Genomic DNA, 14,641 nt, shown 5'->3' with positions numbered 1-14,641 from the left:
TCGCCTCAGTCCTCCTCGATGCCGTGCTCGGCGCGGACCGTCGCCGCCTCGGCCGGCCGGCCCTGGTCGTCGAGCGCGCGGGCCAGCAGCCAGGCGGCATGCGCGGCGGGCCGGGAGCCGGTGGGCAGACCACCCAGCACCGGACGCAGCAGCCCTTCGGCCTGCTCCGGCCGGCCGTCGCGCAGCAGCAGCTCGCCGGTCAGCACCTCGACCTGCGCCGCCTCGCCGAACGCCTCGATCGACCGGAGCCGCCCCGGCACACCCTCCAGCCGGTCCAGCGCGGCGGTGAGCCGGTCCTCGCCGATCAGCACCCGGGCGACCGCGTCGGCGGCCATCGCCCGCTCGTACGTGACCACGGGCGGCTCGTCGGGCTGACCGGAGACCGCGGCCGCCGCGGCGTCCACCCCCTCGATCGCGGCCACCGCGGCCGGCAGGTCACCGGACCAGTGCAGGGCGAGGAGTTCCCGCCGCCGGGCCCGCAACTCGTCCACCTGGAATCCGGCCAGCCGCCACGCGCTGGCCGCCGCCGCGAACCGCTGCGCGGCCAGCGCGTCCCGGTCGGCGTCGTAGAGCAGGCCGCCGGACTCCTCCAGCACCTGCGCCCGGCGGGGAAGATTGTCCGGCCCGTCCAGGTTCTCCGCCAACGTGTCGAGCACCGCGAGCGCCAGATCCGTCTCACCGAGCCCCGCGTAGATCCCCGACAGCATGTGCCGGCACCGGTCCGCCTCCGCCTGCGCGCCGGCCCGGTCCAGGCCGAGCACCGCCTCCTCGGCCACCTCGGCGGCCTCGGCCAGCCGGCCGGCCATCCGGTACGCCTCGGCCAGCTCCCAGCGCAGCAGCGCGTCGCCCTCCAGCCCCTGCTCGACGCAGAGCGTGACCGCCTCGGCCAGATCGTCCACCGCCTCGCCGGCCCGGTCGGCGGCCAGCAACGCCCGGCCCCGGGTCACCCGCAGCGGCAGGTGGGCGCCGGCCGGGGCGACAGTCAGCGCCTCGTCGCAGGCGGCCACCGCGTCGGCCGGATCGTCGGTGGAGCGGGCGTACGCCAGGCAGGCGCTGGTCAGCATCTCGGCGTCGCCCAGCTCGCCGGCCAGCCGGCGGGACCGTGCCGCCGCGTCCCGGAACTCCTCGGCCCGCTCCAACTGCTCCAGCACGTGCGTGCGGTGCAGCGCGACCCGCCCGGCCAGCCACGGATCGGCGTCCGCCTCCGCATCGGCGCGGTCGAGCGCGTCGAGCGCCTCCGCCCACCGCTCCCGGTGCACGTGGGCGAGCGCGAGCCGGTCCCAACCGGCGGCCCGATCCCGCGGTTCGCCGTGCGCGGCCAGGTACGCGGCCGACTCCCGGGCCAGCGTCAGCCCCTCGTCCGCGCTCTCCTCGGTCATGCTCAGCAGCACACCGAGCCGCCCGGCCACCACCTGCGCCCGCAGCGGGTCCGGCACCTCCCGCCACGCGGCCAGCGCCTCCCGGTTGACAGCGGTCGCCACCGCCACGCCGTCGTCGTCCTCCTGGGACAACTCGCCCGCCCGCAGCTCCAGCCGCCACGCCCGGGTGGCCGGCGGCAGGTCGGCGTCGCCGTACCGCTCGTCGTACGCGCGCAGCACGGTGCCCAGTCCCTCCCGGCAGTTGGTGCGCCAGCACTCCTCGGCCAGCGCCAGCAGCTCGTCGGCGCCGGCGTCGGCGGGCACGCTGACCGGCGGCTCGGTCGTCGCCCGGTCGTCCGGCGCGGTACGCGGCGCGGGCACCACCGGGCGGCGCACGCTGGCGGAGAGCGGCAGGTGCTCGCCCTCCGGCCCGGCCACCAGCTTCCGGGCGATCAACGCGGACTGGTGCGTGGTGCCGTTACGCGCGTCGAAGCGCCCGGCCAGCCCGGTGGCCGTACCGGCCAGCTCGTCGGCGAGCGCGCCCACCGGCACGTCGGCGGCCGGCCGGTCACCGGAGGCGCGACGGTGCACAGTCAGCTCGGCCGGCACCTGACGCAGCGCTGCCGACGCGGCGGCCGCGAAGTGCATCGCGGCAGCCGGGGTGGGTGCCCGGTCCAGCCAGTCCAGGTGCCGCTCGACCAGCTCCAGCGCGCGGGCCTCGTTGCCGGTCGCGGTGCAGAACTCGATGTGCTCGGCGACGTCCCACAGGTTGGCCAGGTGCCCGCGCAGCCGCCGGTACGCCTCCCGGTGCGCGTCCCGCGCGGCGTCGCCCCGGCCGGTCTCGCGGTAGGGCGTGAGCAGCGCGGTGAGGATCCCCTGCGGCTGCTCGCTGCAGGTCAGCCGGCCGGCGAGCACCGGCTCGGCGAGGGCCACCGCCTCCTCGTGCCGGCCCAGCCGGACCAGGTGCGCGACCTGCGTGGTCGGGTCGCAGCCGGCGCAGTCGGAGAGCGTGTCGCGGGGCGTGGTCATCCACTTGCGGTACCACTGCTCCGCCGCGTCCTCATCGCCCACGTGCGCGGCGACCAGGTAGCGGTGCTTGTGGACCGCCTGCAACGAGTGCCCGGCGTCGCGGTAGCGCCGCTCCATGTCGTCGAGCACCGCGTACGTCCGGTCCAGCGGCAGCTCCGGGAACTTCACCATGGCGTTGACCATGTACTTGAAGGCCCAGAGCAGCTGGTGCGTGTAGCCCTGGTGGTAGGGCTGCGGATCCTTGTCGTACTCGGACAGGCACCAGGAGAACGTGACGAACGACTTCGCCGGTTCGCCGCCGTAGACGTACGCGGTGGTGCCGGTGACCCGGGCGGCGAAGGCGAGGTGCCGGTCGTCGCCCGCGTCGGCGCGGCGCAGCAGTTGTTCCAGCGCGGCGATCTGCCCCGGGCCGTACGGCATGGTTTCGATCTCGTGGTGCATGCGCCAGAGGTCGTCGTCAGTCACGGGTCACTCCCGGTACGGCCCGGCCGAGCAGGCCGAGGAAGGAACTGTTCAGCAGCGCGGCGTCGGCCGCCCGGATCGGGTGGTGCCCGAGCAGCAGGGCCTGCCCGTAGAGCGCCTCGACGGCCAGCCCGACCAGCTCCGGGTCGGCGAGCGTGGTCACCCGGCGGACCAGCGGGTTGCGGTGGTTGAGCACGAGTTGCGGGCGGTCCGGCGGGGCGGAGGCGGCGAGCGCGTCGAGCACTCCGCCCCACAGCTCGTCGGCCTTGTCCCGGCTGGCGGCGAGCTGGTCGTGGAACGCGGCCGAGCGGGACACCAGGTAGAGCGCGGGCAGCGAGACCGGGTCGTACGCCCGGATGACGACCTCGCAGCCGAGCCGTTCCAGCGCCCGCTGCGCGCCGGTCAGGAACGGCCGCAGGGCCAGCTCGGTCGCCGGGTCGAGGATCTCGAACCGGGTGGTGAGGTCGCTGGGCTCCAGCCGTTCGATGAGCACCGATCGATCCACTGTGGGCAATCGCTCGATCAGCTCGGTGTCGTACGTGTAGCCGCCGTTCACCACCGCCAGGTCCTGCGCGGCGGCCACGGCGGCGAGCTGGCGGAACTCGTCCAGGCCGGCGGCGTACCGGAGCACGCCGTGGCGCTGCCGGAACTCGGCGAGCGTCATCGTGCCGACGTTGGTGTCCATCGGCCACCACTGGTCGACCAGCCGCAGCATCTCGTCGTCGTGCATCGCGAGCGCCTTGACGCCGAGGTGGTGCACCTGGAGGAACTCGCCGAGCCGGCGCGGGTCGTGCTTGGCCAGCCGCACCAGCCAGCCCCGGATCTGGTCGCCGAGCGCCTCCCGGACGGAGGTGAGCAGCGCGTCCTCGTAGAGCGCCTCGCGGCTCGCGGTCGGGCGCAGCTCGCTCGCGTCGACCACGCAGTGGGCGAAGAAGGCCCACTCGGGCAGCAGCCCGTCGGCGTGCTCGCTGAGCAGCATCCGCTTGAGGTAGACCCGGTGCCCGGCGCGGGCGGCCGGGTTCACCGCGGTGGGCAGGATGAACGCCACTCCGGTGAGGCCGGCCTCAGGCACCGACAGCGGCACCACGTCGAACGGGACGAACCCGAGCAACTCCTGCGCGTACCGCTGGAGCCCGGCGCGGTCGACGGGCGCGCCGGGCGTGGCGGGCCACGGCGGCGGCCCGGCGGTGGTCGACGTGTCGCCGACCCGGACGTCGACCGGCAGCAGGCTGCCGTAGAGGCGGGCCAGCTCGGTGACGGTGGGTACGCCGAGCCACTGGTCGGCGTCGCGCCGGGGCACCAGCGTCACTGTGGTGCCGGGCTCGTCGCGGGCCTGCTCCGGCTCGGCGAGCCGCACCGCGTACCGGCCGTCGGACCAGCCCGTCCAGAGCACCGTGGGCTCGTCGGCGTGCCGGGTGACCACCCGGATCTCGTCGGCGACCAGGAAGCAGGAGAGCAGCCCGATGCCGAACTGGCCGAGGAACTCGTGCCGGGAGAAGCCCAGCTCGTCGCGTTTGGAGCTGCGGCCGATGGTGGCGAGCAGCTCGTGCACCTGCGCCTCGGTCAGGCCGATGCCGGTGTCGTGCACGCGCAGGGTGCCGTCGCCGGTCAGCTCCGGCGGCTCGATGCGTACCCGGGCCGGGGCGTTCGGCTCGGTGGACCGGCGCGCGGTGATCGCGTCGACGGCGTTCTGGAGCAGCTCGCGCACGTAGACGCGCGGGCTGCCGTACAGGTGGTGACTGAGCAGGTCGACCACGCCACGGAGGTCCACCTGGAAGGTGCGGTCCAATCGCGCTCCCGGTTCGGATTTCGGCGCTCACCGTACCGGTCAGCGCCGACAGTGTCCGACCCGTTTCATCCCTCCCCCGCCCACCCACCTCCTCGCTGATCTTGCACTTTCCGCCCGGTCGAAGGCGCACAAAAAGGACCTGTCGAGGGCCCGAACTGCAAGATCAGCGGGGTGGGGGTTCGAAGCCGGCGAGGCGGGTTGCGATTCGGGCGCGCATCGGGGGGAGGGTGGAGACGAGGCGGAGCAGGAGGTTTCGCAACGGGCGGAGTGGGGGTGGGGCGGCGGCTAGGCGGGTCAGGGTGGCGGCGAAGCCGAGCACCTCCTCGGCGCGGGGGCGGCGGTCGGCCGCGTACCCGTCGAGGGCCCGCGGACCGGCGGCGAGCGCGTCGCCGAGCGCGACCGCGTCGCGCAGGCCGAGATTCATCCCCTGCCCGCCGGCCGGGCTGTGCACGTGCGCCGCGTCCCCGGCGAGCAGCACCGGCCCGCAGCGGTAGGTGCTCGCGATCCGGTGGTGGATCCGGAACCGGGACGACCAGTCCATCCCGGTGATCCGGTCCGGCCGGCGCGCCGGACCGCGCTCGTCGAGCAGCGCCTGGAAGTGGTGCGCCTGCGGGTCGCGCGGCGCGTCCGCCACCGCGGCGACCAGCCGCACCGTACCGTCGGGCAGCGGCGCCCAGACCAGCGGGCCCCGCCGGGACAGGAAGAGGCTCACCTGGTCGCGCGGCAACGCGCTGTCCACCCGGACGTCGGCGAGCAGGAACGACTCCCCGGGATCGGCCGGGCCGCCGAAGCCGATGCCGGCGAGTTCGCGGACCCGGCTGTGCATCCCGTCCGCGCCGACGACCCAGCGCGCCCGGACCGCGAGGCCGCCGTCGAAGCGCGCGAGAGCGCCGTCGCCGTCGAGGTCCAGGCCGGTCATCTCGTACGGCCGCAGCACGCGCCCGCCGAGCGCGGCGAGCCGGTCGGTGAGCACCGCCTCGGTCTCCGCCTGCGAGATCAGCAGCGCGTACGGGTAGCGCGACGGCAACCGGTCGAAGGGGACGGTGAGCAGCACCCGGTCCCGGTCGCGGACGCTGAACCGGGCCGAGCGCAGCCCTCGGGCGGCCAGCGGCGCGGCGACAGCGATCCGGTCCAGCACTTCGAGGGTGCCGGCGTGCACGACGGCGGCGCGCGACGTGACGGGCGGCTCGGCGAGCCGGTCGACGACGGTCGCGGCAACCCCGTGCCCGGCCAGCGTCACGGCCACCGCCAGGCCGGTCGGCCCGGCGCCCACCACGAGGACGTCGGTGCGTTCGGGCAGCATCGCTCCCACCTCCGGCTCGGTCAACAACTGTTTGCCAACACATGTTGACTTCACAGTAGAGGCGATGTCAACACGTGTTGGCCTACAGTCGTGGACGTGACCGAACCCGCCACCCGAACCCGCCGCTCGGACGCCACCCGGGCGGCCATCCTGCGCGCCGCCCGGGAACGCTTCGCCGCCGACGGCTACGACCGGGCCACCATCCGGGCCATCGCCGCCGACGCCCACATCGACCCGTCGATGGTGATGCGCTACTACGGCAGCAAGGAGGGACTCTTCGCCGCGGCGGCCGAGTTCGACCTGCGCCTGCCCGACCTGGCCGAGGTGCCGCCGGACCGGCTCGGCGAGACACTGACCCGGCACTTCGTACGCCGCTGGGAGGCGGACGGGACACTCGTCGCCCTGCTCCGGGCCGCCGCCACCAACCCCGGCGCGGCCGAACGGATGCGCGGCATCTTCGCCGGCCAGCTCGCCACCGCGGTGGCCCGGTCGAGCGTCGACCCGGCGACCGCCGAGCGGCGGGCCGGTCTGGTGGCCAGCCAGATCCTCGGACTGGCCCTCACCCGGTACGTCGTCCGGCTGCCACCCGTGGTGGACCTCGACCCGGAGGAACTGACCGCCTGGGTCGGCCCGACGATTCAGCGCTACCTGACCCAACCTTTGCCCCCGTCCCGCGCGTCTGGCCGGTGACGGAGGAGGAGCCGGATGGGGCGTGACTCGGACGACGGGCGGGCGGACTACCTCGCCTTCGTCGAGTCGCACCAGCACCGGCTGCTGCGCGCCGCGTACCTGATCTGCGGCAACCGGCACCAGGCCGAGGACCTGCTCCAGGACGCGCTGCTCAAGCTGGCGCTGCGCTGGCCGTCGGTGCGCGACGGCGACCCGGCCGCGTACGTGCGCGCCATCCTCTACCGCGACGCCGTGTCCTGGTGGCGACGCCGGCGGCGGGAGTGGCTCAGCGCGTACCCGCCGGAGCGGCCGGACACGGACGGCGACCCCGCGTTGCGGCTCACCGTGCGCGCCGCGCTGGACCGGCTGCCGCCACGCCAGCGGGCCGTCGTGGTGCTGCGCTACTTCGAGGACCTGACCGAGGTCGCCACCGCCGAGGCGCTCGGCGTCACGGTCGGCACCGTCAAGAGCCAGTGCCACGACGCGCTGCGCCGGCTGCGCGACGTGGTGCCCGCCCCCGGCCGGTCCGGCGACGGCCTGGCCGCCGGAAGCGAGGTGAACCCGTGAACGAGACGGAGCTGAACCGGCTGCTGACCCGGGCCACCGAGGAGATCCACCCGACCCGGCCGGCCGCCGCCGGATGGGAACGGGCCGGGCGGGTCCGTCGTGCCCGCCGCGCCGCCGGGGCCGCCGCCGTCGCCGTGGTCCTGGTCGGCGGCGGTACGACGGCGCTCCTGCACCGCTCCGGCCCGCCCCCCGCGGCGCCGCCCCGCCCGGCGGTGACCTCGGCCCCCAACGCGCCAGTCGTGCAGCGGCCCCCGGACCGGCTCGGCGAGGCGGGCGACCCGCTCGGCCGGGTCGGCGACCGGGTCGGCGCCGACCTCTCCGACCGCCCGGTGAGCCGGGCGCTGGCGCTGTACCAGCCGGTCGACCCGGCCACCGGCGAGGCGGGCACGGTCCGGGTGCTGGGTGACGACGGCATCGTCCGGGAACTCGACGTGGTCACGCTCGCGCCCACCCGCGACGCCGGGGGCAACGAGGCGACGGCACTCAAGCCGGGCAGCCTGTCGCCGGACGGCCGGACCGCCGCGTTCGCGCAGACCGGCGAGGTGGTGGTGGTCGACCTGACCGACGCCGAGGTGCGTCGCTATCCGCTCGCGGGCTACCTGGAACACGTGGTCTGGGCCGGTGACCGGCTGATCGTCGGGGACAACGACACCGCGTACGAGCTGGACCGGCGCACCGGAGCGGCGCCGAAGCTGACAGTCGACCCGTGGACACTCGTCGTACCCGAGCCGGCCCGGTCCGGCGACCTGCTCACAGTGGGCGGCTGGTCCGGGGACGGCGGCCTGGCCGTACGCCGGTTCCCCGCCTCCGGCGGCGCGCCGGACCGGCGGCCGGTGACCACCGGCGCGCTTCCCCCCGGCTACCGGCTGGACGAGGTGTACGGGCGGGGCTGGCAGCGCGGCGACCGGATCGGCCAGGCCGGGTGGACCACCACCGCCAGTGGCGCCGGCACGATGAGCGGGGGCGAGGGCGTGGCGGTGCTGGACGCCCGCACCGGCGCGGTGACGCGCCTGCTCGACCTGGGCCGGGAGGGCCGGGCCAAGGCGTGCTGCGAGGTGTACGGCTGGACCGCCGACGGCGGCCTGCTGTTCCGCTACGACGCCGGGCTGGCCCGCTGGCGACCGGAGACCGGCGCTGTCGACCTGGTGGCGGCCGACGTCCCCGGGAGCCTGTCGATCGCCGCCCGCTGACGGGTCCGGAACGCGGCCGGTCCCGCCGCGGTGACGGCGGGACCGGCCGGGACGCTCAGCGGGTCAGGCCGCCGGGCTGGTCGCCCTTCACGACGGGAGCCCGGACCAGGTTGCCCCACTCGGTCCACGAACCGTCGTAGTTGCGCACCTGCGGGAAGCCGAGCAGGTGGTGTAGCACGAACCAGGTGTGGCTGGACCGCTCGCCGATCCGGCAGTACGCCACCACGTCGTCGGACGGGCTCAGACCGAGCTGGTCGGCGTAGATGGCGCGCAGCTCGTCGGCGGACTTGAACGTGCCGTCGTCGTTCGCGGCGGACTTCCACGGCTTGCTCACCGCGCCCGGGATGTGCCCGCCACGCAGCGCGCCCTCCTGCGGGTAGTCCGGCATGTGCAGCATCTCGCCGGTGTACTCGCCCGGCGACCGCACGTCCACCAGCGGCCGACCGGCCGCCACGTGCGCCATGACCTGCTCCCGGTACGCGCGGATCGGCGCGTCGTTACGCTCCGGCACCGGGTACGAGGCGCGGGGCCGGCTCACCTTGTCCCGGGTCAGCTCCCGCCCCTCGGCGATCCACTTCTGCCGGCCGCCGTCGAGCAGCCGTACGTCCGGGTGACCGAAGAGGGTGAAGACCCAGAGGGCGTACGCGGCCCACCAGTTGAAGTTGTCGCCGTAGAAGACGACCGTGTCGTCCCGCCCGATGCCCTTGGCCGCGCACAGCTCGGCGAAGCTCGCGGCGTCCAGGTAGTCGCGGGTGACCTGGTCGTTGAGTTCGGTGTGCCAGTCGACCTTGACGGCGCCGGGGATGTGGCCGGTGTCGTAGAGGAGCACGTCCTCGTCGGACTCGACCACCACGAGCCCTTCGTCGCCCAGGTGCTCGGCCAGCCATTCGGTGGTGACCAGGCGCTGCGGGTCGGCGTACGACTGGAGATCAGGATGCGGATCGCTCGGCACAGGCATGATCCCCAAGGTACGCCGGATCGCGGGCCACGGATGTGACACCGGCCCCACCGCCTCGGAAAGGTGGTGGGGCCGGTGCGGTCAGGTGCTCAGCCCTCGGCCACCAGGAACGTCCAGACCTGCTCGGGCGAGCGGGTGCCGTCCGCGGTGACCCCGACGACAGTGAGCGTGTGCGTCCCACCCTCGGTGGGCGTCCAGCTCACCGTCGCCCGGCTGCCGGTCTCGACACGCTGCTCGACGCCGTCGTCGAACCGGTAGAGGAAGGCCACCGTCGTGGTGAGTTGCGACGTGAACCGGAACTCGCCCGGCTGGCCCGGACCGCCCATGGGCACGTCCGTCCGGTACGGGTCGGCGGTGACGGCGGGGCGCAGGTCCCGCACCCGGAAGGAGAAGGTCGCCGGCTCCGACACGGTGCCGTCCCCGCTCACGCTGCGCACGACCAGGTTGACCACGCCCGCCTCGGTCGGCGCCCAGGTGACAGACGCGGTGCCGTCGGCCTGCGCGGCCACCACCTGCTGGTCCTCGCCGGTGAACTGGTAGCGGTAGCTGACCGTGTCGGGCAGGCGGGGGGTGAAGGTGAAGACGCCCGGAATACCCTGCCCTCCGCTGGGGATGGGCAGGTAGACGGTGGCCGAGACCTTCGGCGCGGTCGGCAGGGTGAACTGCCGGCTGCTGGTGGCCTCCACGCCGTCGGCCGTGACGCTGGTGACGGTCAGGGTGCGGGAGCCGCCCCGGGTCGCGGTGACGGTGATCGCGGCGGAGCCGTCCGCCGCGGCGTCCACCGTCTGCTCGGGGTCGCCGTCGAGGGCGTAGCGGTAGCGCACCACGCCGTCCATCTGCGGACGCAGCTGGAACGTGGCAGGCACCCCGATCTCACTCAGCCGTCCCTCCACGACCGGCGACACGTCCGAGGCGCGGAACGTGTACTCGGTGGTCGCCGAGCGGTTGCCGACCGCGTCGAGGCTCCACACCCGCAGGGTGTTCGGGCCGCTGTCCGGGGTGAGCGTGACGGTGGCCGTGCCGCCCGTCCGGTCCGCGTCGATCGTCTTCTCGACGCCGGAGTCCAGCGAGTAGCCGTACCGCACCACGTCGGCGGCGCCGTTGGCGGTGAAGGTGAACTCGCCGGGCAGAGCCGGGTACCACCCGTCGTCGTCGGGGAAGTCGGTCGACGTCACGACGGGCGGCGTGGCCGGCCCCCGGACGTCGAGGCGGAAGTAGCAGACCGGGCTCCACTCGCCGGTGGCCCGGCTGTCCGCCGCCCGCATCTGCCAGGCGTACGTCCGGTCGTGCTCGAACGGCGACGGATAGATGGTGTCGTAGCGGCCGACGGCCCGCTCGCCGTCGCGCGCGTAGTCGGTCTGCTCAATCCGCGCCTCCGGCTGGTCGACCGGCCAGGCCGCGAAGGAGACGGTGAGCTGGTCCGTGCCGCCGCTGTCGGTGCGGTCCCGGTCGTGCACCACTCCAGAGGGGACTGGGTAGCGGATCACCTGGTACGGCTCGGTGGTGGTGCACGCCGTGCCGGTCTCGCTCCGCAGGTCGGTCGGCACGCCGGGGCGGAAGTTGTAGTCGATCGAGATGCCGACCTTGGTGGCGTACTTCCGGGCCAGTGCCGGGTCCCGCTCGGCGTCGGCGGGCAGCCGCAGCGAGAGGGTCAGCGTCGACCGGCCCTCGGCGAGCGCCTGGCGCAGCCCGTCGACCGCGTCGAACTCCAGCCGGGGCGCCGGGCAGACGGTCTGGTCGGTGAGCTGGCGGCTGTCGACCAGCCCCAGGTCGGCCGGGGGGTTCCGCCAGCTCGACCGGGCGGTGTAGGCGGCGGTACGCCGCAGCTCGACCACGGGACGTCTGGTGCAGTCGCCGCCTGCCGTCTCCTTCACGTCGAGGACTGCGGACTGGATGTCCGCTCCCCGGTAGCGGGAGATGTCGAACGTGAAGTAGGCGCGCGACGTGTGCGGGCGGCCTTTCCCGTCCTTCCACGTGCCGACCGGCACGTCCCCGGACCGGTCGATGTCGACCATGGTGGGCGAGTGCGAGTCGGTCCAGGCCCACGAGGTGTTCGTCTCGTAGCGGATGTCGTACGCGGCTGCCGGCGCCGCGGTGGCAGCCACCGTTCCGGCCGCGACCACCATCGACAGCGCGGCGGCGAGCACGCCTCGCCGGGCGGTTCGACGTGGATTTCTGTCAGGCATGAGGGTCATCCCTCATCCACCTTTCCCCGATTTCGCCCCGTACTCGATCGACGGGGGTAGCGGATGCTATCCAGTGGGGCGGACATCGGGCGATCCCGATAAGCGGGCAACCGGACACATCGGACGAACGGCGGTGAAGGTCGAGCCGTGCGGCGGGGTCAGGCGCGGCGGTGCACCAGGCGGCCGGCGACCACTGTGGCCAGGCAGGCGCCGTCCGGGCCGAACACGGCGAGGTCGGCCCGCCCGCCGGTCACCAGTGCGGGCGGCCGCACGCCGGGCAGCACCGCCACGTCGTTGCGGGCCGCGGCAGCCCGCAGCGCCGGGTCGGCCACGTGCTCCTCGACCACCGCGGCGACGCCGAGCCGGAACAGCGCGTGCACCCGCTCGCGCGGCGTGGGCGCCGGGGGCAGCGGACCGTCGTGCACGAGCGCCGGCCCGAGCGTGCCGGCCCACCGCCGCACCCGCATCCCGGGGTACGCGCCGGGAAGCTCGTCCGTCGGCACGATCGCCTCGACCCGGTCACCGGCGACCACGACGGCCAGCCCCGCTCGGGGCGGGTCGTCGGCTGTCAGCCGTAGCAGGTCGGCGGCGTGGACGGTACGCACACTCAGTCGCGCTCGACCGGCCCGAGCACCGGCCGCTTGGCGGTGACGAAGTCGCCGGAGGACCGCCCGGTCAGCCGGCGCCTGATCCACGGCGCCAGGTGCTTGCCGGCCCAGCGCAGGTCGGCGGCGCGCGCGGCGAGCCACGGGCTGGGCGCCGGGTGCGGCGGGACCAGCAGCCACTCCTCGTCGCAGCCGACGCCGAGCGCGGTGAGCACCTGGGCGGCGACCCGGCGGTGGCCCGCCGCCGACAGGTGAATCCGGTCGGTGCTCCAGAGCAGCGGGTTGAGGTAGGTGTCGTCGGAGTACAGGTCGACCAGGATCGCGCCGTGCCGCTCGGCCACCTCGCCGACCACCCGGTTGAGCAGCGTCACGCGCGGGGCCATCAGCCGCTGGCCGGGCAGCCGGGACATCACGTCGGCGAACCGGAACAGCACCACGTCGCTGCCGCCGGAGCGCAGCCGCTGCACGACCGAGTCGAAGCGGGGGACGAACGCGTCCGGGTCGAAGGTGCGGCGCAGCACGTCGTTGCCGCCGGCCGCGAAGCTGATCAGGTCGGGCTTCATGGCCAGCGCGGACGGCACCTGCTCGGCCACCACGTTCGGGAACAGCCGGCCCCGGATGGCCAGGTTGGCGTAGCCGAAGTCGGGCCCGGCCTCGACGGCGAGACGGGTGGCGACCAGATCGGCCCAGCCCCGGTAGCTGCCGTCCGGATACGCGTCGTCCATGCCTTCGGTGAAGCTGTCGCCCACCGCCACGTAGCTGCGCCAGCGCACGGCGCCTCCCTCAGACGTCCCGGCAGAAGTGCGTCGCACAGTCTGTCACCGCGCGGGCCGCTCCCGCTGGCCCTGGACGCCGGACGTGGCGGATGTCTCGACGTCCTGTTCACGACAACCACCCCCGGGGACAAAAGCCCCGACCCGTCCAGGCGGGGCAGAATCCGTCGTCCGGACCGGGGATGATGGCTGCCGTCATCCGGCCGCGCGAAACCGTCCGGCCGGTCCCGCATCCGGCACGAGCGAGGAACCACATGACGCAGGGGCACCCACCGGCGGCAGGTTGGCCACCGCCCGGCAACGCCGACCCCCGGTACGGCGGACCGCCGCCGCCCGCGCAGCCGGTGCCGTGGGGTACGCCGCCCCCGCCGCCGAAGTCCCGCCGTGGGCTCTGGATCGGGCTCGCGGCGGGCGCGCTCGCGCTGGCGGTCTGCGCCGGCACGGCGGTCGGCGTCGGGCTGGGCCTGCGCGGCGACGACGAGGACGGATCCGCGCCGAAGGCGGCAGCCGGCGCGAACGGTGTCACCGTCACCGACGCCGAGCTGACCGCCCTGCTCGACCGGCACAGCAAGGCGCTGGCGGCGAAGGACCTGGACGGCTACCTGGCCGCGTTCGACCCGGCCCGCAAGGAACTGATCGCCGGGCAGACCCAGCTGTTCCGTAACCTGGGCAAACTGCCGCTGTCGGTGGCCCGCTACGAGACGATCGAGAAGCAGGGCCGCGTCAGCGACGCCTTCGGGCAGGGCGTCACGTTCCAGCTCGACGTCTCCTTCGTGCACCAGCTGGACGGCTACGACCTGGCGCCGGTCGCCGAGTGGTACCGCTGGACGATCGTCCGCGCCGGCAAGGACGCGCCGATCCAGGTCACCGCCGTCACCGGCGCACCGGCCGGCGGCAACGGCGACTCGAAAACCGTCTACTACCCCGGGCCGTGGGACAAGTGGCGGGACATCCATGTCGAGCGGACCCCGTACGCCCTGATCATCACCGATGCGGCCCGGGCGGCCGTGGCGAGGCGGTACGCCCCGGCCGTCGACAAGGCGGTGACGAGCAACCTGGCCGTGTGGCGGGCCAACGCGCCGCCCGAGCCGGTGTCGGACAAGTTCGTCGTCACGCTCGCCGCCGGCAAGGACGAGATGACCTCGCTCTACCGGATCGGCACCGAGAAGGCCACCGAGGCGGGCTACTCGGTGGGCATGGTCGCGGCCGAGCGCAAGGACGGCAGGAACACGATCGGCGGCACCCGCATCGTGGTGGACACCGGAGATCGTTACTTCACCCGCTCCGGCGGCGACAACGACGCCCACATGGTGTTGCGGCACGAGATCGCGCACTCGCTGATGACGCCCCGCACCGACCCGGCCGCCGTGGACGAGTTCAGCAAGCTCGACGAGTGGGTGGTCGAGGGGTTCGCCGAGTACATCGCCTTCCACGGCCGCCCGCTGGCCGCCAGCGAGCGCACCGCGCCGGCCCTGCAACTGGTCCGCGACGGCGGGAACGGCTGGAACGGCACGCTGCCCAGCAACGCCGACTGGCAGAAGAGCGGCCTGCTGACCTTCCACTACTGGCTCGGGCACACCGCGATGACGCACCTCGCCGAGAAGCACGGTGAGCCGAAGCTGTTCCGCTTCGTCGAGGCCGTCTACGCCGGCACCCCGACCGACCGCGCCGCCCGGGACGTGCTCGGCGTGTCGCTCGACGAGTTCCAGGCCGGCTGGTCCGACTACGTCCGCGAACTGGCGGGCTGACGGA

Annotated in this window: 11 protein-coding genes; 4 read left to right on the top strand and 7 right to left on the bottom strand. The window is 74.4% G+C overall.

What is annotated here, in order from left to right:
* Positions 1–5: 5 nt before the first annotated feature.
* The 3 genes from PVK74_RS21375 to PVK74_RS21365 all read right to left on the bottom strand — a co-directional run bounded on the left by PVK74_RS21375 (position 6) and on the right by PVK74_RS21365 (position 5,941).
* A complete protein-coding gene (locus PVK74_RS21375; RefSeq protein WP_043327637.1) occupies positions 6–2,852 on the bottom strand; it encodes a hypothetical protein in 2,847 nt (948 codons plus the stop codon).
* The gene (locus tag PVK74_RS21370) at positions 2,845–4,638 is read right to left on the bottom strand and encodes an HSP90 family protein (protein ID WP_274477074.1); all 1,794 of its coding nucleotides are present in this window, start codon (positions 4,636–4,638) and stop codon (positions 2,845–2,847) included. The genes PVK74_RS21375 and PVK74_RS21370 overlap by 8 nt, the downstream gene beginning before the upstream one ends.
* Positions 4,639–4,801: 163 nt before the next feature.
* The gene (locus PVK74_RS21365) at positions 4,802–5,941 is read right to left on the bottom strand and encodes an FAD-dependent monooxygenase (RefSeq protein WP_274477073.1); all 1,140 of its coding nucleotides are present in this window, start codon (positions 5,939–5,941) and stop codon (positions 4,802–4,804) included.
* A 90-nt stretch (positions 5,942–6,031) separates the two neighbouring features.
* Between PVK74_RS21365 and PVK74_RS21360 the strand changes: the two genes are divergently transcribed.
* Genes PVK74_RS21360 through PVK74_RS21350 form a run of 3 tightly spaced genes read left to right on the top strand, consistent with a single transcriptional unit; the run spans position 6,032 to position 8,367 of the window.
* On the top strand, positions 6,032–6,631 hold the full coding sequence (locus tag PVK74_RS21360; RefSeq protein ID WP_069088782.1) for a TetR/AcrR family transcriptional regulator: 600 nt from the start codon (positions 6,032–6,034) through the stop codon (positions 6,629–6,631).
* Between the two features lie 15 nt (positions 6,632–6,646).
* On the top strand, positions 6,647–7,177 hold the full coding sequence (locus tag PVK74_RS21355; protein ID WP_064448007.1) for a SigE family RNA polymerase sigma factor: 531 nt from the start codon (positions 6,647–6,649) through the stop codon (positions 7,175–7,177).
* On the top strand, positions 7,174–8,367 hold the full coding sequence (locus PVK74_RS21350) for a hypothetical protein (RefSeq protein WP_274477072.1): 1,194 nt from the start codon (positions 7,174–7,176) through the stop codon (positions 8,365–8,367). The genes PVK74_RS21355 and PVK74_RS21350 overlap by 4 nt, the downstream gene beginning before the upstream one ends.
* A gap of 55 nt (positions 8,368–8,422) precedes the next feature.
* Here the strand turns inward: PVK74_RS21350 and PVK74_RS21345 are convergent, their stop codons facing one another.
* The 4 genes from PVK74_RS21345 to PVK74_RS21330 all read right to left on the bottom strand — a co-directional run bounded on the left by PVK74_RS21345 (position 8,423) and on the right by PVK74_RS21330 (position 12,841).
* Positions 8,423–9,325, bottom strand: coding sequence for a sulfurtransferase (locus PVK74_RS21345; protein ID WP_043327642.1), 903 nt, complete (start codon positions 9,323–9,325; stop codon positions 8,423–8,425).
* 89 nt (positions 9,326–9,414) lie between these two features.
* Positions 9,415–11,511 (bottom strand): gluzincin family metallopeptidase, encoded by a 2,097-nt coding sequence (locus PVK74_RS21340; RefSeq protein WP_274477071.1) that lies wholly within the window; start codon positions 11,509–11,511, stop codon positions 9,415–9,417.
* A 158-nt stretch (positions 11,512–11,669) separates the two neighbouring features.
* Positions 11,670–12,116, bottom strand: coding sequence for a hypothetical protein (locus tag PVK74_RS21335; protein ID WP_043327643.1), 447 nt, complete (start codon positions 12,114–12,116; stop codon positions 11,670–11,672).
* 2 nt (positions 12,117–12,118) lie between these two features.
* Positions 12,119–12,841 carry an SGNH/GDSL hydrolase family protein gene (locus PVK74_RS21330; RefSeq protein WP_205797637.1) on the bottom strand — a complete coding sequence of 241 codons (723 nt, stop codon included), beginning with the start codon at positions 12,839–12,841 and terminating at the stop codon, positions 12,119–12,121.
* 302 nt (positions 12,842–13,143) lie between these two features.
* Between PVK74_RS21330 and PVK74_RS21325 the strand changes: the two genes are divergently transcribed.
* Positions 13,144–14,637, top strand: coding sequence for a gluzincin family metallopeptidase (locus PVK74_RS21325; RefSeq protein ID WP_274477070.1), 1,494 nt, complete (start codon positions 13,144–13,146; stop codon positions 14,635–14,637).
* Positions 14,638–14,641: the final 4 nt, after the last annotated feature.

Origin of the sequence: Micromonospora chalcea (assembly GCF_028768405.1) — a bacterium.
Lineage (GTDB): Bacteria > Actinomycetota > Actinomycetes > Mycobacteriales > Micromonosporaceae > Micromonospora > Micromonospora chalcea.
Note: the sequence above shows the minus strand (reverse complement) of the source record. Positions and strands in the feature narration are given on the sequence as shown.

Coding starts and splice junctions, on each gene's coding strand:
- PVK74_RS21325 (WP_274477070.1), top strand. CDS start 13,144: ATGACGCAGGGGCACCCACCGGCGGCAGGTTGGCCACCGCCCGGCAAC.
- PVK74_RS21345 (WP_043327642.1), bottom strand. CDS start 9,325: ATGCCTGTGCCGAGCGATCCGCATCCTGATCTCCAGTCGTACGCCGAC.
- PVK74_RS21355 (WP_064448007.1), top strand. CDS start 6,647: ATGGGGCGTGACTCGGACGACGGGCGGGCGGACTACCTCGCCTTCGTC.
- PVK74_RS21340 (WP_274477071.1), bottom strand. CDS start 11,511: ATGCCTGACAGAAATCCACGTCGAACCGCCCGGCGAGGCGTGCTCGCC.
- PVK74_RS21365 (WP_274477073.1), bottom strand. CDS start 5,941: ATGCTGCCCGAACGCACCGACGTCCTCGTGGTGGGCGCCGGGCCGACC.
- PVK74_RS21330 (WP_205797637.1), bottom strand. CDS start 12,841: ATGGACGACGCGTATCCGGACGGCAGCTACCGGGGCTGGGCCGATCTG.